The organism is Pseudomonas sp. GQ91 (genome assembly GCF_059758795.1).
This window is the reverse complement of record NZ_JCAXED010000019.1, coordinates 42,648-61,039: the sequence shown is the minus strand read 5'-3', so window position 1 is coordinate 61,039 and position 18,392 is coordinate 42,648. Positions and strand designations below refer to the sequence as shown.

At 55.4% G+C, this 18,392-nt stretch carries 14 protein-coding genes and 1 tRNA gene; 5 read left to right on the top strand and 10 right to left on the bottom strand.

The features are described 5' to 3' along the window. Positions 1–196 precede the first annotated feature (196 nt). From AC6CIA_RS23795 to AC6CIA_RS23780, 4 genes are all read left to right on the top strand, one after another. Positions 197–273 (top strand) — tRNA-Arg (locus AC6CIA_RS23795). Positions 274–1,499: 1,226 nt separating this feature from the next. Then, a complete protein-coding gene (locus AC6CIA_RS23790; RefSeq protein ID WP_498315583.1) occupies positions 1,500–1,970 on the top strand; it encodes a hypothetical protein in 471 nt (156 codons plus the stop codon). Positions 1,971–2,068: 98 nt separating this feature from the next. Then, positions 2,069–4,306 carry an ATP-binding protein gene (locus AC6CIA_RS23785; protein ID WP_498315582.1) on the top strand — a complete coding sequence of 746 codons (2,238 nt, stop codon included), beginning with the start codon at positions 2,069–2,071 and terminating at the stop codon, positions 4,304–4,306. Next, positions 4,303–5,661: a hypothetical protein gene (locus AC6CIA_RS23780; RefSeq protein WP_498315581.1), complete on the top strand. Its 1,359-nt coding sequence runs from the start codon at positions 4,303–4,305 to the stop codon at positions 5,659–5,661. The genes AC6CIA_RS23785 and AC6CIA_RS23780 overlap by 4 nt, the downstream gene beginning before the upstream one ends. Here the strand turns inward: AC6CIA_RS23780 and AC6CIA_RS23775 are convergent. Continuing rightward, positions 5,564–6,613 (bottom strand): DNA cytosine methyltransferase, encoded by a 1,050-nt coding sequence (locus tag AC6CIA_RS23775; protein WP_498315580.1) that lies wholly within the window; start codon positions 6,611–6,613, stop codon positions 5,564–5,566. The genes AC6CIA_RS23780 and AC6CIA_RS23775 overlap by 98 nt on opposite strands. Before the next feature lie 932 nt (positions 6,614–7,545). On the opposite strand from AC6CIA_RS23775, the gene AC6CIA_RS23770 reads away from it, so the two are divergent. Further along, positions 7,546–8,298, top strand: a complete 753-nt coding sequence (locus AC6CIA_RS23770) for a hypothetical protein (protein ID WP_498315579.1) — start codon at positions 7,546–7,548, stop codon at positions 8,296–8,298. Between the two features lie 175 nt (positions 8,299–8,473). Here the strand turns inward: AC6CIA_RS23770 and AC6CIA_RS23765 are convergent, their stop codons facing one another. The 9 genes from AC6CIA_RS23765 to AC6CIA_RS23725 all read right to left on the bottom strand — a co-directional run bounded on the left by AC6CIA_RS23765 (position 8,474) and on the right by AC6CIA_RS23725 (position 18,260). Continuing rightward, positions 8,474–9,082: a hypothetical protein gene (locus AC6CIA_RS23765; protein WP_498315578.1), complete on the bottom strand. Its 609-nt coding sequence runs from the start codon at positions 9,080–9,082 to the stop codon at positions 8,474–8,476. Then, a complete protein-coding gene (locus AC6CIA_RS23760) occupies positions 9,079–9,639 on the bottom strand; it encodes an RNA polymerase sigma factor (RefSeq protein WP_498315577.1) in 561 nt (186 codons plus the stop codon). The genes AC6CIA_RS23765 and AC6CIA_RS23760 overlap by 4 nt, the downstream gene beginning before the upstream one ends. Before the next feature lie 25 nt (positions 9,640–9,664). Beyond that, entirely contained in the window at positions 9,665–11,329 is a 1,665-nt protein-coding gene (locus AC6CIA_RS23755) for a vWA domain-containing protein (protein WP_498315576.1), read from the bottom strand. Positions 11,330–11,854: 525 nt separating this feature from the next. Then, positions 11,855–12,505, bottom strand: a complete 651-nt coding sequence (locus AC6CIA_RS23750) for a DUF799 domain-containing protein (protein ID WP_339529261.1) — start codon at positions 12,503–12,505, stop codon at positions 11,855–11,857. Continuing rightward, a complete protein-coding gene (locus AC6CIA_RS23745) occupies positions 12,502–12,864 on the bottom strand; it encodes a DUF4810 domain-containing protein (protein ID WP_084381422.1) in 363 nt (120 codons plus the stop codon). Before AC6CIA_RS23745 ends, AC6CIA_RS23750 begins: the two co-directional genes overlap by 4 nt. Positions 12,865–12,893: 29 nt before the next feature. After that, positions 12,894–13,577, bottom strand: coding sequence for a CsgG/HfaB family protein (locus tag AC6CIA_RS23740; protein ID WP_498315575.1), 684 nt, complete (start codon positions 13,575–13,577; stop codon positions 12,894–12,896). A gap of 43 nt (positions 13,578–13,620) precedes the next feature. Continuing rightward, entirely contained in the window at positions 13,621–14,202 is a 582-nt protein-coding gene (locus AC6CIA_RS23735) for a hypothetical protein (protein ID WP_339529258.1), read from the bottom strand. A gap of 290 nt (positions 14,203–14,492) precedes the next feature. Beyond that, entirely contained in the window at positions 14,493–15,374 is an 882-nt protein-coding gene (locus AC6CIA_RS23730) for a tetratricopeptide repeat protein (protein WP_498315574.1), read from the bottom strand. A 303-nt stretch (positions 15,375–15,677) separates the two neighbouring features. Next, entirely contained in the window at positions 15,678–18,260 is a 2,583-nt protein-coding gene (locus AC6CIA_RS23725) for an autotransporter family protein (RefSeq protein WP_498315573.1), read from the bottom strand. Positions 18,261–18,392: the final 132 nt, after the last annotated feature.

The following is an 18,392-nucleotide window of genomic DNA, read 5'->3' as shown; positions in this document are numbered from 1 at the left end:
CACCTGATCTGACGGGAGATACTGCGCACACGACGCAGACGGGGCTTAAGCCAACAGAGCAAAGCAAACAAAGGGACGTCCGACCCGGACAGTTGTGAATGCAGACTGCGGATGAACCCGCAACAGCCAGTAATCGCCACGCACGAAACCGGCATGGACGCCCAAGGCCGACATGGGTATGATGTCGCCCGCACAAGCATCCGTAGCTCAGCTGGATAGAGTACTGCCCTCCGAAGGCAGGGGTCGTGGGTTCGAATCCCGCCGGGTGCACCAGATACTAGTTTCTGGCTGTCGCAGACAGTCTACGAAACACCCCAAGAAGCCCGCCTTGTGCGGGCTTTCTTGTTTCTGGCTATTCGTCCCCGTCTGCCCCTATAACTTCACGCCGTGTATGCCCACGTGTGTGCTTTGAGGTTCCTATAAGTGGAGGCGTACAGGCGTGCAGCGCAACGGAAATCAAACGCCTTAGCAGACAAACAAAGGTTCAAGAGCCGCCGCTCAAACAGGTCCAGCAAACGGAGCGCGATTCCGCGTATCGGTAGAAACGGCTTGGGGATGCGTAAAGAGCTGATGAGTCGTAGTGTTACGACTTAGCTGGATGAATTCTGCAGCGCGCGGTCCAGGTGAAGCTGACAAGCTCGAATGAGCTGCACTACTGTAAATAAATCTGTCCCCTTTTCACCCCCTTTTCACCTCGATCACAGCAAGCCGTACCTAACTTTTGACATCGAGGCTATCCGTCGCGCTTTCAAGCTTGCACTGGCATAGTGATATCGGTAACTCTTTCCGCTAGTCAGTATTGATATGGAAAAAAACGACCGCTACCCCCAAGCCCAGCCTTAAAACGTTGGGCTAAGCCAGTAGAAGCGTACCCGGAGCTACATTGGTAAGGCGTTCAAAGGGCATCTGTTGACGATGGAAAGTTGGAGAAAACCTTGATAAGAGCAATCAAGCTGGTAGCGTTAGCCATTTCACTAGTATCTGCTACTGGTTGCGGAAACGCCCAAAATGAACTTGAAAAGACGGTGCTGTTTCATGATGCGCTTTTTCCAGGCATAGGCGACGTCAAAACGTTGAGGGTCAGCAATCTTTCAGCATCGAAGTCCGTGAGCCTAGAGATGATCTGTGGCACCGCATTCTACGACTTGGGGAGCGGTAAAAGGCAATCACCGAGCCGATTCCTCATGTACGTGTCACCAATCAAATCGGTAGTAATGGAGGACGACTATCTGACTGGTCACAACACAGCCTTCGGCCCAACTTGGAAGAGGAACTGTGAAGGTTGAAGAACAACTGGTTTGTTAGAGGAAAAATCGATGACAAACACAAGCCGTATCGACGCGCTGCCAGAAGGAGCGCGATTCGACTCGTTAGCTCTGCTGACTGCTCTCGACGACGGCGAATTGTCCCCCATGCGTGTAGCCCGCTCTGAGCTTCATCGTGTTACCCGTGTCTGTATTTGCGAAGCGAGTGGCGTAGGCCAGTAGGAAGGAAAAAGCATGGAAGCAACCGATGAGGTTTACCAGATCCTTCAAGACGCGAAGGTGCTAGCCAGGCGCTATTACCACCTCACTAACAAACCGCTGGGTGTTACTGGCGAGGTCGCAGAATATGAAGCAGCTCGGATTCTCGATCTCGAATTGGAGTTTGCCAGGCAGGCGGGGTATGACGCGACGGAGGTAAAAAACGGATCAACCATCAGGATTCAAATCAAAGGGCGGTACTTCTCCAATCCTCAAATGCGAGGGGGGCGGGTTGGATCAATTGATTTGAAGCAGACCTTCGATACAGTTCTCCTGGTGCTGCTTGACGCCGATTACAACGCGTTCCAGATCTATGAAGCAACTAGGCCTGCGGTTGAGGCGTTACTGACTAGGCCTGGATCAAAAGCTAGGAATGAGCGTGGGTCGGTCGGTATTAGCCAATTCAAAGCAATCAGCGCGCTTCGCTGGGAGCGGGCAGGATCATAGGAAACATCGACCAAGTACACCAAAAGCCCCGCCGTTAAACGCAGGGTCGAGGACGTAGAAGCGCCGGAGTGGTGAAATGCCAGCCCACGGACAAGATGGTGACCGTCCTGGCCGCGATGGCAGGAAAAACCAGCTTTAAAATCGAAAAAATTTCGGGTCTTCCCGATTCTTACTACAGTTTTATTCATGTGTGCTCGTTAGCGCATGTAAGGAGAAGCAGATTGGCTGATCTTAAAATGCGGGTGCAGTCTCATGTGCTCAAACTCTTGGGTGACCAACTGATTGGCCACGATAGGTTGGCCGTTTTTGAGTTGGTTAAAAACTCATACGACGCAGACGCGGAGCGAGTTGACGTTACTCTAGACCTCGAATGCGATGAGCCCTATATCTCTATCAAAGATGATGGCTGTGGCATGAGCATGGACGACATCGAGTCTAAATGGCTGGAGGTCGGGACGGACTCTAAACGGGGTATAAAAGGAAAAATTCCTTCAAAAAGATTTAATCGCCTACCTCTGGGCGAAAAAGGGGTGGGGCGTCTTGCAATACAAAAACTAGGCGGTTCTGTTCAGCTTGTAACACGAATAGCTAAAGAGCCAGAGCTAGAGTTTAAGATTGTCTGGGATGACTTAATTGGTGGGGGTAAATACCTTGATCAAGGCTTATCTGTTTCAGTCAAAAGGAATTTAGTCCCAAAGGTTTTCAAAGCAGGTGGCGGTACCCTTCTGAAAATTACGGATCTCTCCAGGCCTGAATGGAGCAAGAGAGAGGTGCGAGACCTTTATCGGCTTATCACCTCCCTAAGTAATCCAATTAATAAAATTGGATCCTTTGATGTTGAGTTGCACTTGCCTGGGAGGGGGGAAGACATTGAGGATCTGCCTTCTGCCCAAGATATGCTTAATGCGGCTATCTGGAGTTTTGACTTCACTGTCTCTGAGACTGGGAAGTTTTCATGGGAATATAAATTCACGCCGCCAGCCTATAAGGGTCTTAAACATGACGAAGATGCTAATCCATCCGACAAGTTAGAGTTAGTTAAGGTGGTCGCTGAGGACGATGATGGTAAGCCGCCAGCTATCTTCCTTGATCCTGCTATGTTGGCTGGCATTGGGCCTATCAAAGGAAAAATCTACGCCTACCACCGCAGAACTGAAATTCTCAAGGAAAGTGGATCTGCCAAACTGATCACTGACTGGATTCGGTCTCAGTCAGGTGTGCGCGTATATCGGGATCAGGTGCGTGTTTTTAACTACGGTGAGCCTGGTGACGACTGGCTTGGACTTAACGTTCGAAGAATTAATCGACCGGCAGGAAAATTGGGCACTGATAGCTTAATAGGTTACATTGACCTTAAGCTCGCAAAGAGCCCAGGTTTAAAAGAGAAAACAAACCGTGAAGGGTTTGACGAAAATAACGTTTATCGAAACCTGCAGAGAATCGTTCTCAGCGCTTTTGATAAGTTTGAGCGCTTACATGGTCCTCACAGAAAACAAATAGATACGGCGATCAAGGGCGAGTCGAAAATTATCCCCGTAGAAGAGGCTTTTGACGCACTTAGTGAAATTGCAAAGAAAAATAATTTAGAGAGCGAAATTAAACCGGTTGTTGAGTCCCTGCAATCTCAACTGAATAGCTACCGCACGGTTATGCTTAACTCTGGCATGGCTGGCCTCAACTTGTCTTTAGCTTTCCATGAGATGGTCCATGGCGTAGATACTCTGACTAGGCAACTTGAGGGAAATACCAGCAAAGTAACGCTTCAGCAAACAATTGTACATTTGCGAAAATTATTGGATACATTCAAGCCTCTTCTAAACAAAGAGCGCGCGCGCAAGACAACTATCAGAGAGCTTGTTGCCAGAGCTCTGGACATGAACTCTGGGCGATTCAAACGCCATGATCTTGTCCTGTCTAATCACCTGTCTGATGGAGGTGTTTCATTTCCGGTTAGCGGCCCCCTCAACCTGTTGATGGGCGCGATAAACAATATCATCGATAACGCTATTTATTGGTCGCGTTATCAGGCGCAGAAAGAAGGCAAGCAGGGTGCCGTCCTGATCATGACGCAGTGGGATGGTGATAAACGCAGCGGCTCTCTTGCGATTATTGACAATGGCCCCGGTTTTGAATTGCCGTTAGACCAGCTGGGCACTCCCTTTGTGTCAAACAGGGCAGAGGGTATGGGACTTGGGCTTTACTATTCTCGGATGGTAATGGAGTCAATTGATGGCAGTTTAGTTTTGTGCTCAGCTGATGAAATTCGAGATGATTTTCAAGTCCCAGACGCATACGACGGCGCTGCAATTATATTTCAGTTCAAGGAAGAAAAATGATCCCTCAATTCGTACGTGTCGCTGCTATTGATAACGAACAGGAACATCTGGATAAAATATATTCGGCCTTGGTCTCGGCTGGATATTGGGTTATGCCTTTCTTGTATGACCTAGGAACGATAACCCCTACGCCTCCACAGCCTTTCAATGGTGTCAGGATAATTTTTTCCGACATACACTTGGGTGATGGAGGAATGAATAATATGGCTCAGCAGACGCTAGCTATAATGTCGAGCCTGAAAAAAATTGTCTGTGATGGCCCTTATGTGGTCATTTTTTGGACTGCATTTCCTGAAGATGCTGAAAATGTCTTTGCTGAGATAACGAAGAGGGCGAAAGACTTTGACCTAGTTGTACCAGTAGGCTTTGGATGTATAGATAAAAAATTAGTGCTAGGCCTTGAGCAAGAACCGAAACGGCTTGGTGATTTGACCAACCAAGTTAATGAGGCAATTTTGAATTGTGGTGCTTTGCTGCTCTCTATCTCTTGGGAGGAGCGTGTTTTTCAAGCTGCGGTACGTTCCACTCATCGCCTTTTCGATTTGACTAGGGCGGCCGGGGAAGAAGGCGCTTTGTCCCGCTGGCACAAGCTTCTAGCATTTCTATCTACAGAAGCAGTTGGTTCGGCTCAGGCACAAATTGCACCTGTCGCGGCTATGGATGCTGCTTTATTACCCGTTTTAGAAGATCGGCTCGATGTCTCAGCTGAATATGTTGCAGGATTAAATGCTTTGCTTGCGGAGCAAATGGGTCACGCTCCAGACGGAGTATCGCAGTCTAGTTTAAATACCCATTATCTTGTGTCCGTCTTGACTGACCCTGTGGCATTTCAGCCCTCCAGTCGGGGGATGGTCTCAATAGTGGATAGGGCGGGCTGGGATCAGGCATGCCCCGAGCTTTGGGGAGCTAGTTGCAATGAAGTGTTAGGCCGTGAGTTTCTAATGCCTGGGGACTATGTAAGAGATGATGGTTTTCTCAATTCTTTAACTCCGTGTGTTGTAACGCTTACTCCCGAGTGCGACGACGTCCAGGGTAAGGTCTATAGCTATAGATATTTGTTAGCTGTTTTTATCCCTGTCGCCGATGTAGATAAAGCTCGTTATTTTTCGAGAAAACAGAGGAAGTACTCCAATCTTTCCATTTTTGACGTGGGTGTACTCTCGTTAGATCTTGGAGATGGTGTCAAGGATTACTGTCTGCTGGTTTCGTGCAACAGGTTTTTTGCAAAGCCTGTCAAAGACCTATTGCACGTTCAGCCTAAGCTAAGATTGCGGCGTGCAACTCTTGAGGAGCTGAGTCATCACTACACGACTCACGCACGACGTCCAGGTGTGATGAGGTTTTTTCCTGAATAGGATTAGTAGTCAAACCTCTGACAATGGCAGCCATCACTGGTGAGCAAACCGCATTACCAAGTAAACGAATGCGGTTTCTCTTATTGATTTCTGGGAATATGTAGTTCTCAGGAAAGCCCATCGCTCGACGGAGCTCAATCGGTTGTAGCATCCGCATCATGTGACCGTTTTCGGTCGGTACAACCAGTGCAAACCGATCGACGGTAGTGATAGTTCTCAAGGGTACGTCTAACGACTGATAACCGCCTGCACCATCATTTCCGTAGTACACCAATAGGAAAGCTTCGTTCTCGCCGAACGCAGCTATTCCTCGATCTGCGCGAGCTAACGTCTTTTGAGCTCGGCCGGGCTTACGGAGGGGGGTCATGCGCCACGTTCCGTCAGGATCGAGTATCTCCCTAGCCGTCATCTCCCTATCTGCACTACCCATAGTGCCAGTGGGTTCGTTAAGCATGTCTGCGATCAAGAACAACCTCTTGCGGCGCTGCGGCACTCCAAAGTCAGCAGAGTCCAAAATTTGCTCATGCAAGTGATATCCAAGATCTTTGAGCTCCGCTTTTAGCTCGGGGTAGCGCTCCCAGGGTTTCATGTGAGTGACGTTTTCAAGCACAACCCAACGAGGCTTCATCACTTTGGCATAGCGTATAACCTGTAGAGCTGTCTCTTTGCTTTCTTCAGAGCGCGGCTTGCTGCCTCTAGCGCAGGAGTGATGCGTGCACTCGGGGGAGGACAATAGAAGATCGATGGGGCCCGTCTGTTTTACGACATCGGACGGCTCGATTAGCCTTAAGTCTCCTGTAAACACCTTTGCGCGAGGAAAATTGAGGCCAAAAGCCTCGGTGGCTATGGGCCACATATCTACGCCGCCTACCACCTCAGCGCCTGCTAGCCGTGCGCCTAGACTGCTACCGCCGCCGCCGCAGAACATGTCGAAAACCTTGATGCGCTCCATAGCTAAACTGCTCTCTATTAATTAGTCGCCACGTTACCAAGTCAACAGAGGAATGCCAAATTTAGCCCGGCGTCTAGAGAATCCGGGGCGATTCAGTCTATGTAAATCATGTTTCCCTACGGGCGACAAGGCAGTCTGCTGTTGGCCGGTAGCGGCCCTTCTAAGCGAAAGCCCCTAGTTTTATGACACACGCCGTATCATCACAAACAGCTCCTCCCGAGGCATTCATTGATGTAACACCTATTTGCCACGTAACACGCATACCGGCAAACCAGCCACAGCTGTTTTAATGCTTCAAAACCTTTTTAAATCAAATAGTTACCGATCAACGTAACACGCGTAACGCCCGTAACACGGTTTTTATTAGGGTATACCCCGAGCCCCATCAGTATTGATCCTCCAGCGAAAGGAGATCGATCATGCTCTTGGCTTTGGTTAGACAGCGGGGGGCCCTGCGCATGTTGGTTTGTCACGGGGTAGGAAACCCGCGTGATCGTGTTAGCGGAAAGGCGCCCAGCTTAGTGAACAGGTGAACCGGGTGACTGCTGTTCACCAGTGCATTTGCCCTATGAACCGGAAAGTCGCTGGCACCCTGGGCATTTCGGATAGACACGGGGCATAGAACCTGCCGGATCTCGTTAGTGGCTGGGCTCCAAAGTTAGTTGACTGGTTGACCGAGCCAATCGTTCACAATCCTGAACGAAACCAAGCACCGTTACAGATCCGATAAGGATGCCCTTTTCTCTTCAAGATCCTTTCAATTTCAATGTTGAAATTTCAGTAAGCTGGTGTGGCTGCCGCTACCACGATTCCGCGGGTTTCATGCCCCGTACCTTCAAGAATGCTCCAGGGTCCCCAGCGACATATCAGACCTACCCTCCCACCAGATTCGGGGGTATTTTCTCCGGTCACCCACTGGAGTAGGAAACACCATGTTCTGGCGCAGAGACAAACCGCTGAGGGTAGAGCTGCTTACACCCATCCACGTCACTGCTTCCTCAGCTCCTGCACATCTCGAGACGTTAGATGACCCAGCTGCCAAGGAGGCGAAAACCAATACAGACCTGGCTTTCAAACTGATTACATTTGGAGCGCTGGCATCGCAAGCAGCGCTGGTGATCTACGGTTACTCACTCCTATCCGGCAGGTTTCAGCAGTTCGGTATCGACCAGAACGAGCTATCACTGAGCACACCAACGCTGCTTCTGCACGGGTACACCAGTCTGTTCTCTGGTGCATTGGACGCTGCGGAACAATGGCCCATCGTAGGACCCGGCCTTCTGGCTTTCGCATTTGTGGCGATTGCTGCGCTCTTTGTTGCGGTTATAACGAGGAGGCCCAAGGCCAACGTAGTGATCGGACTTGCAGCATGGATAGGGATTGCCATGTTTATGGCGTTCTTCGCTCCTGGCGCAGGAGTTCAACAAGGTAGGGGGGCTGGGCTTGCAGATTTTAAAAGGTATACCCAGTTAGAAACTGCCGGGGACCTCGAAGCGGTGGATACCGTGGTAACCGACAAGGGCGAACGCCTGGTAGGCCATTTGATCCTGGCGGACAGCAAAAGTACGTTTCTACTCGTGGGCAGAACCCTATTTAAGCTTGATGGTACGACTGGCCGCGTAATCCGTGAGACGGAGCTGAAACAACGTCCTCCCGAGATGGAAAAGCTCACACCGAAGGCGTAAACCCAAACGCAGCAGGAAGAGCCATGTATGCCCACGTGTATGCCTAACCGATACAACGCCTACGAGGCCCAGCAAATACGGCAGCCTTACAGTCCAGTTCAAACGACGCCGGGGCACCACATACAAACAAAAAGCCCCAGGTCTCTCGACCCGGGGCTTTTTTGTGGACGCATGTTTAACGCTTTTGCAACGCCTCCAACCGCGCAGGTAGATCCTCGTTTGGAAAGCGTTTATGCAACGCCAGCAGCTTTTCATCCGCCGCTCTGGTCTCACCTGCGTTACGCAAGCGCAGGATTTCCTGCAGCGCTTGTTCCAGCGTGGGCAAGGCGACCGCTGCGCGTTTGCTCATTTTGGCGGTGGGTGCTTCAGCCAGGGAGCCTGCGGACTCTGCCTGCACCTGCGCGCTGTCCGCCTGGGGCGCGAGGGCGAGTCGGGCCATCGGCGCGGGGGCCGCTGGAGCCGCCAGCGCGGGGGGCGGGGGCGCGGCGGCGTATTGCGCAATGTCGGGCGTGGGCCGGTCGGCGGTGGGAACGGGGGAACGCACGACCAGGCCGATCATCAGGGCTACGCCTGCGACTGTGGCAAATGCCATCTGCCAGCGCGGCCGTTGGCAGGCGTGCAGCCAGCGTTGCCACAGGTTGGGACGCGGCGCCGGGGCTTCGCGGCGGGCGGCGGCGAGGATGAAGGCGTCGAGGGCGGCCGGCGGTTCGCCGTGGGCCTGCTGGCGAAAGTGCTGGAGCAGCACGTCGTCGCTCGAGTCCTTGGTGTGTCGGGGGTCAGTCATACGGTTACCTCCTCGGCCAGCAGCCGACGCAGTTTCTGCTGGGCGTAACGCAAACGGCTTTTGACGGTTTCCAGCGGGACGCCGGTCAGGGCGGCGATTTGCGGCAGTTCCAGGTCGCCGTGCAGGCGCAGCAGGAATACTTCGCGCTGGTCTTCGGGCAAGTCCTGCAGGGCGGCATCGAGACGACCCTGGTCGCGGCTCAGGCTCAACTGCTGCTCGGGGCCGGCGCTGTCGTCGAGGCGGGCGTGCAGTTGTTCGTCGTAGCTGTCGTGCAACGGGTTGTGGACACCGTGCTTGCGCCAGTGATCGATCAAACGGTTGCGCGCAATCTGGAACAACCACGTACGAAAACTCGCTCGGCCCTGTGGCTGGCTGCTGCTGCGGATCAGGCTGAGCCAGGTGTCCTGGAACACTTCCTCGGCCAGTTCGGCCTTGTTGCTCAAGGACACGAGAAAACGGTACAGGCCCTGCCGATGGCGAGCGTACAGGGCTTCAAACGCCGCCCCGTCGCCGTCGCGATAGCGGGCCAGCAGGGCCTCGTCGCTGGGTGAATCCATTGAATGCCAAACTCCCTTCAAATGATCATTGCGTAACCGGTGTCTTGAGGCTCTGCGCCAGCTCGACCAGTTGCACAAACTCGTTGCGCAGGCCAAAGAAGTCATCGCCTCGGGCGGCGCGCGCCAATGCGGCGGTGTCGGCCAGGCTCATGGTGCCAGTGTAGCGTCCGTCATTCTTGAGTTGTTGGGCAAAAGCCGCCACGGCGGCCGAGAAGCGTAGGTCAGCGCTGGGCTGGGCGTTGTTTGGCTGGCTGCCGATTGCGCGTTCGATCAGTCGGCTCTCGCCGCCTTCGGCCGGCTTGTAGCGAACGCGCAACAGCGCCAGTTCTCCCGCGTTGCTGTCAGCGCTTGAGGGCGACCCGTAACGCAGCGGCTCCAGCCAGCCTTTTTCGCCCTTCGGAACAATTTCATACAACGCAGTGACGGTATGTCCGGCACCGATCTCGCCGGCATCGACCTTGTCGTTGTTAAAATCCTCACGCTTCAAGGCGCGGTTTTCATAACCCAACAGGCGATATTCACTCACCTGCGCCGGGTTGAATTCCACCTGCAACTTCACATCCCGCGCCACCACCGCCAGGGTTGAGCTGAGCTGATCCACCAGGACCTTGCGCGCTTCACGCAGGGTGTCGATGTAGGCGTAGTTACCATCGCCAGCATCGGCCAGTTGCTCCATCAACTGCTCATTGTAGTTACCCACGCCAAACCCCAGGGTGGTCAGGGACACCCCGCTTTTGCGTTGTTCGACCGCCATTTGCTTGAGGCTGTCGAAGTCGCTGATGCCGACGTTGAAGTCGCCATCGGTGGCCAGCAGGATGCGGTTGATGCCCTTGTCGATAAACCCTTCACGGGCCATCTGATAGGCCAGTTCGATGCCCGAAGCGCCGGCTGTCGATCCACCTGCGTTCAGTTGATCGATGGCGTTGCGGATCCTCGCCTTGTCGCGGCCGGAGGTCGGCTTGAGCACGACTCGCGACTCGCCGGCGTAGACCACCAGTGAAACCCGGTCTTGATCACGCAGCTGATCCACCAGCAGTTTGAGGGTGCTTTTCACCATCGGCAGGCCTTCGCGGCGATCCATGGAGCCGGAAACATCCACCAGGAACACCAGATTGGCCGGCGCCAGATTCGCCACCGCACGGTCGGAAGCCTTGATGCCGATGCGCAGCAGACGGGTGTGGGGGTTCCACGGCGTCGCCGCGACTTCGGTGGTCACGCCGAAGGGCGAGCCGTCGTTGGGCAACGCGTAGTCGTAAGAGAAGTAGTTGAGCATTTCCTCCAGTCGTACAGCGCCTTCGGGCGGCAGGCGACCTTGATTGAGGAAACGCCGGACATTGGCATAACTGCCGGTGTCGACGTCGACACTGAAGGTCGACACCGGTGTTTCGGTGACGCTGTGGACCGGGTTGTCCGGCAGCTGTTGATACTGCTCGCGAGACTCGGCGCGGTATGGCGGGGCGACGCCGTCGTGCATGACCACAGAGGCGGGCATTGGCGCCGCGACGAGCATTCTCTTGAGCCCGCCACTCTGTACCTGAACGGACTCACTGTGCACGTGCGGCGCAGCGACAGCGTCGCGAGCTTTAGCCTCATCACGGGACGAAGACAGCCCACACCCGGCAAGCGCCACCAGCAAGGTAACGGCAAAGCCTTGGGCAGCGGGGCGCAGTAGCAGAAGAGAATGGGACATGGGCTGAACCTCGTGAGTGAATGATGCGTTCACAAGGTCAGACGCAAGCGCGGCGTGATTCGGGTTTTCCGCAGGGAACAGATTTAATCCAGTGCGATGCGTCCCCTTCTGAAAATAAGCCCTTTCAAGGTCTTTGAGGACACGCAGCAAGCTGCAGAGCTGTTTTGATCTGAAGTGGAGGGTTCTTTTGTGTGTGGCTTGAGATCCCCCCTCACCCCAACCCTCTCCCCAGAGGGGCGAGGGGGCTGATCGGGGGATATTGGCGGTTTACATCGACCTGGCAGATCGGCTTTGAATCCGTCATCAAAAACGATTTTTCAGGTCGCCCATTTTCTCAGCACACTTCGGTCAACTGCCTCAGGGCGGTCCGACGTTTCGGGAGGGTTAGGGGCGGATCTCAAGCCCGCCCCTTATCGCACTGCCAACCGCATTTTAAACGGTACATGCAGACCGTCATCGCGACAGCCCAGTCTCAATCCAATGCGACTGGTTTTTCAAAGACCTTGAAAAGGTTGCTTCTGAAAATCAGTCCGTACCGTACTTCGGCGAACGCGGCCCGTACAGGATCCCGGTGCGTTGGCCGGCCGACAGCAGGCGCGCACTGGTGATGCCGGCAATCGGATGCGCCGCGTCGGTGGAACTGTTGATCACTTGCTTGACCGCCGCCGTGATCAGCATGCCCACCAGGCCGCCACCATTGTTATTGCCTTCCTCGCTGGAGGCCCGCGCCGAACCGGTCCACAGCGTGGTGCCGGTGCGCAGGTCCACCAGTTTGGCCGAAGCCGTCACTGCGGTGTCACTGGTGATCAGCATGTACTTGGTGCCGTATTCGCTGACGGTGATGTACAGCGCCGAATCAGCCCCGAAAATCTCATGCAGCTTGCCCGGTGGGAGCGCCTGGATGTCGTTCGGGGTGGTCAGGCCGTTCTGGCGGAAGGTTTCGTCGACCAGCGCGATCGGCAACACGTAGTAGCCAGCTTCGGCCAACGGGTAGGTCACCTGCGACATCAGGCTGTAGGACGCCTGCACTTCCGGGGATTCGTTGATCGGTGGCAACACCAGGATCGACTTCGGCCGCGACTGCTTGAACGCCGAGTAATCAACCGTCTTGGGCGCGGCACAACCGCCCAGCAACGCCAGGGCCAGCAAGGCGCCGGTAAGTTTCAACAGGTTCATTTCTTCACCTCGGGGGCCTTGGCGTTCTTCAGCAGGAAGTCCATATAGGCGGCGGACTCGGGGAACAGCGCCTTCTCGGTGCGGAACTGCTGCACCATCTGGTCATCCTTGCCCATGCTCAGGTACAGCATGCCCAGGTGTGCGTGATAACCCGGCGGGGCCTGGCGACCACTGGCGTTGATCTTTTGCAGATCCCGCTCCAGCGCTTCGACCTGGGCTTCCTTGGGCTCACCCTTGAAATATTCATAAACCTGCGGCTGATAGCTTTCCCACTGATACAGCGGCTTGGGTGCCGTCTGGCACCCGGCGACCACTGCCATTGCTGTCAGCATCAGCGCCAACTTCACTGCCTTGCTCATCCGTGTACTGCTCCTTGAAAACAATTAAATCAGTTGCGCGGGTTCCAGGCGCCGGCATTGATGCCGTCGACCAGGCGATTGATCGCTTCGCGCATGGCCAGGTCCAGGACCTTGCCATTGAGGGTGGAGTCGTAGCTGGCGGTGCCGCCGAAGCCGACCACTTCGCGGTTCGACAGCGCGTATTCACCGGCGCCTTGAGTGGAATACACCACTTCCGACGTACTGATATTGACGATGTTCAGGTTGACCTTGGCGTAGGCCACCTGGGTCTTGCCACGGCCGAGAATGCCGAACAGCTGGCGATCACCGGTTTCTTTACGACCGAACTCGGTCACATCGCCGGTCACCACGTAATCAGCGCCCTTGAGCTTCTGTGCGGTGCCTTTGATTTTCGCTTCCTGGGAAATTTCGCCCATATTGTCGCGGTCCAGCACGCTGAAGCGGTTGGTCTGCTGCAAGTGGGTGATCAGGATCGTCTTGGCCTGACCGCCGAGGCGATCCACGCCATCGGAAAAGATCCCACGCATGTAGCTGGAGCGGTTGTCGAACTTGCCCACGGCAATCGGTACGCGCACACCGGAATAGACCACGCCGGCGCTGGCGACTTTCTCGACCTGCAGCGCGCGCGAGCTTTCCGTGGCGGCACAACCGGCCAGCGTCAGCAGCGCGGCGCCGGCAAGGCCCGACAGCAGGATTTTGAACAGTGTTTTCACGGGGTGCTCCTAAGTAAAGAAATCCAGGGTGTTCGGGGGGCAACTAGCGCGACGGAATGTCCCGCAGGTCATCGAGGATGTAGCGGCTCAGCCCGCCAGTGAAATGCCGCTCGATATTGGCGTTGCCGGTATTGGAGACGATCCCGGCGATGGTTTTCCATTGCTGCGCCTGGCCGGCCCAATTGTTGGGCACCAGCCCCTCGCGAGCCTGGGCAAAGTGCAACACCTCGGCGCCGGCCTGCTTGACCTTGACCTGATAGCTGAAGTCGATGCTGCTGAGGATCGTGTTGTCGTCGACGATCAGCGTGCTGAGGCCACCTTTGGAGTCGGCGATATGACGGGTGTAGACGATATCCACATCCAGCAAGTAATCGGCACTCGCCTTGCTGGTCGCATAACGCTTGGCCTTGAGCAGGCGGTCGACCAGATCGACGCCCAATTGCTCACGGACTTTGGCGTCCGGCAGGAAACGCGGGTTCTGCCCCACCACTTCCACGTCGAAGGTATCAACCCAAAAGGTCGCAGTCTTGGGGATGCTGACGGGCGCGGGGGAAATGTAGTAATCGGGCTTGGAGGCACAACCGGCCAGGAAGGAGAGGGCCAAGAGTAAAGCAAAAACACGCATGTCTGATTTCGTCCCTGAAAAGTGTCCGGTGTGTAACGGCTGGCGCATTTTACGGGGTTGAAAGCGGTTCTCAAGTTGTTTTATGCACCGCTGGTCCAGTTTGCCTGAGCTTCAACCATTCAACATCAGCCACTGTAGGAGCGAGCGTGCTCGCGAAGAACCTGAGCACGACAGGTTCTGCCTGGGTGCATGCGTAATCGTTGACGATTTTCGCGAGCACGCTCGCTCCTACGGTGGGCTTCATTTGCTGCCGTGTTGTATTCAGGCGCGGGGCTTATGGCTCCAGCGCTTCAGTTCAAACCGACTTTGACGGAACGCTCGGACGACCAGGAACCCTGGCCTGACGGCAATATCGGCTCGGCAGGAATGCGGTATTTACCGAATGCGTTGACGACGGCCTGGTCTACCTCAGCGTTGCCTGAGCTTTCGACCAAAGCGATTTGCGGCACATTCGAACCAGGTTTGCCTTGCACTCGTAGCGTCACCGGGTTGCTGGCGCCGCCGCGTTTGATGTGTTTATTTAAGGCAATCTCGATGTCCAATGCCGTACGATTGAGACTCTTGCGACTGGTATCACTCCAGACGTCGTTGTAGCGCTGGGTCTGTTCAGGCGTCAGCAGCAGTCCTTGAGCGCGGATCCGCTGAATACCCGTCCACGAGACATCGCCGGCATGCTGGCTGGCTTCCACGTAATACATCATTGCCCCGAACAAATCCTGCGGGCCGCCGCGGCCCTCCTCCATCAATCTGGCCAATGCGAGTTTACTTTTATCGCTGTCGCTGTTGGTCAGCGCCAACTGATAAAGGCGTCGCGCTTCTACGTCGTTGCGCGCTTGCCCGTGGCCATCCTCGGCCATGCGCGCCAGTCTCTCGTTACCTACGCCGTCCACGACGGCGACAGACTCATAGAGCGATCTGGCCTTGGCAAAATCTTGCGGCAGGCCGCCACGACCGAATTCGTACAAACCACCGAGCGTGGTCTTACAGCGCACGTTGCCGTTATCGCTGGCTTTACGAATGTATTGAACCTCGTCTGCAGTGAGGCTTTTTTCTCCCGCAAACAGCATGCATCGAACGTTGGCCAGACTCTCTTCCAAGGTGCTAGGTGGCCGGGAGGTTTGACACCCCGCGAGCAAGCCCGTGATTGCCAGCACAACTATTGCCTGTTTCATGTAATGCATCCGTGGAATCGTGTGGGTTTAACCGGCTGAGGCGCGAAAAAATGAAGCACGATCAAAAGATCGCAGCCGGCGTCTGGATCTGCACTTCAGTGGCCAGATCATCGATGGCCTAGGCCTATCCCGAAAAAAGCGAAAACGGGGATTTATTTCAGAAACTCCCGCCCACCGTCCTGAAAACCTCGAGCAATAAAACGAAAAATGAACCCATCCCTTTTTTCGTTTTTCGCTCCCGTTAAAGCCCATGACCCAGTGCAGGAGCGAGCCAACCCGCCCCTCCACATTCGGCCCTAAGACTTAGAACGCGTAGCGCGCCTTGAGCATGAGGCCGTCAGCATCAAACCCACTACGCGCCTGACGGGTATAGCTGGCGCCGACGGTCAGGTCCGAGACCTGATAGTTCAGCCCGAGACTGGCTTCGTAGCTGTTGCGCGCCACCGAGGCGCCGGTGACGGTGAACGCCGAACCGCCGGCCACGAAGCTTGAAGTCTGCGCCACGCGATCACCCATCAGGTCGTGATAGGCCATCAACGTCGCTTCCGGCTGCAAGCTGCCCGCCCCCATCGGCAAGTTGGCCGCCAAGCGCACACCGGCGCCCAGTTCACCCACTTCGTAACGCTGGGAAGCGGTGTTCAGCGCCGCCGAAGAACCTTTCTCGCTGAAGCTGTCCATACGCACATTGGCATAGCGCGCCGCCACGCGCGGTTCAATCACCACGCTGTCCGACGGTTTGAAGCTGTAGCCGCCGAGGACGCTGGCAGACAGTACATTGCTGTCGTAGCTGCCCTTGGCCGTGGTGCCAGCGACGTGACGCTTGCTGTCATTGTCGTTATGGCCGTAACTCAGGCTGCCATCGACAAACCAGTTTTGCAGCGACCAGTTGCCGTACAGCGACAACGCGTTGCCCTGCACTTCGGTCTTGTTGCCCAAATCCGAATGAATATTGGAATTGAGGTAGCTGTACGCCACGCCCACACGGGTGCTGTCGTTCAAACGACCGTCCACACCGACAGCCATGCCGCTGCTGTTGGCCGAGTAACCGTTATCGCCACCGCGACCGTCCTGATCCATGTTGCTGCTCAGGCCCTGCACCCACACGCCGCCACGCTCACGGCCATCACGCTGGCCGGCGAGACGATTGTGGATCGTGCCGTTGATCACGGTTTGCCCCGACAACGCCACATCCAGCGCACCACGGTTGACGTCCGGCTTGAGCTGCTCGCCGACCTGCGCCAGTTGTTGCGCGCCGCCGGCGCTAGCCAAGGCCTGGAACAGCGGATCGTCCTGGCTCAATTGCCCCAGCACCTCGTTCTTCAACACATTGACGGCGGTAACCACCGACGTGCCGGCACCGACGCCGCCGAGGTCGGTTTGCACCTGTTCATCGTTTTTCAAACCCACCACGGCCTTGACCGTTTGCGCGTCGGCCGAATAACTAAGCACGTCGAGCAACGACGAGCTGCTGGCAACCGTCAGGCCGTTGTTCTGCACGCTGCTGGCGCGCAACAATGTGTATTCAGTACCGCTGGGCACGGCAGTGAAATCGCCAGGGTTGGCGCTCAGGGTCACCTTCGACGCCTGGGCAAAATTCGCCGAGCCGTTGACGGTGAGGTAAGGCGTGGTCGGCACCACGCTGTTGGCCAGACGCATATCAATCCCGGCGCCGCTGGCGACGTTGAGGTTGCCAGTGATCGCGACGCCCGGCGCGGACAGGTTCAGCGAACCCGAGTTGATCGAGACAGGGCTGACGATGCGCTTGCCGATAAAATCAGCCTGGCCGGCGATGTTCACGCTGGTAACGTCGAGCACATCGCCGACGATTCTGCCGCCGGTCCAGTTCAAGGTCGCCAGGTTGGCGGCGTCGATGGCGGTACCGGTGTTGCTGCGGATTTCGCCGGCTTGTTGGTTGATCTCGAAGGGTGAGGTCTGGTTGATGGCATCGACTGCAATGGCCGTGCTGCCGGCGCTGATAGAGCCGCGGTTGATGATGCCACGAGAGCCCTGCGCGCTGTTCTCGGCAAAGGTTGCGCCCTGGAAGTCAAAGGCTTTGGCGTTTTCACCCTTGGCTTCTATTGTTCCGGTGTTGAGGATGTAGTCGACGGTTCCATCGAAAAAAGCCACGCCTTTGGCATCAGAACCATTGGCGGAAATCAGCCCACTGTTTTCGATTCTCAAGGGGGTGGTGCTGGTTTCCACCTCAAAGGCCCAAGCTTCTTTGCCTGTGACGGACAACGTACCCGAGTTGAGGATCTTGCCGCCGATGCTGGTCTGAAGCGAATTGCGTCGATCCAACGCTATGCCCAAAACGTCATCGCCTACCATCGATATCACACCGGTGTTGGAAACGTCGCCGGCAATCGTGGTGCCATGCAGGTACATGCCATCGCCACCGCCGTGGGTGTCCGGAACAGGGTATGTAGACTGGATCGTGCCGGAGTTGATAACACTCCCACCTATGTTTGCAAAGCCAATTTCAAAGCCTTCATGGGCTCCGTTGTTCATGATGATGTTGCCGGCCTGGATGACATCACCGGTGATAGTGCTAGCGCTTGGAGTGACGGCCAGGGTCACCAGCGGGTCTATGGAAAACGCTTGAATGGAACGACCTTGGGCATCCAGCACGATATCTGCGCGATTGATCAAAGAACCCTGAATCGTGGTATCGCCGACAGTCACTCCCCGCCAATTGCTCGTACCTTGGCTGGCGGTCAAGTTGGTCGGCTGCGTCAGTGTACCGGTGAGGGTCAATGACTCATTGAGCGTCTCGCCTAACCACATGCTCTTGCCTTGGCCAATGTCTACCTCAACGGCTAGCACTTGCGTGCTGATAGTACCAACCATTAGGGCCAGCAGACTTTTCTTGAACGGCTTACGCATCATTTAAAACTCCATTTTGTAAAAAAAACGCACCGTCATGAAGCCTGACGGTGTTGGATATGAAACCCAATCGAATTACTTGAATTCTTGCGCGAAGTTGCACCCACACAATCCAGTGGGCGCCGAGCAATACTC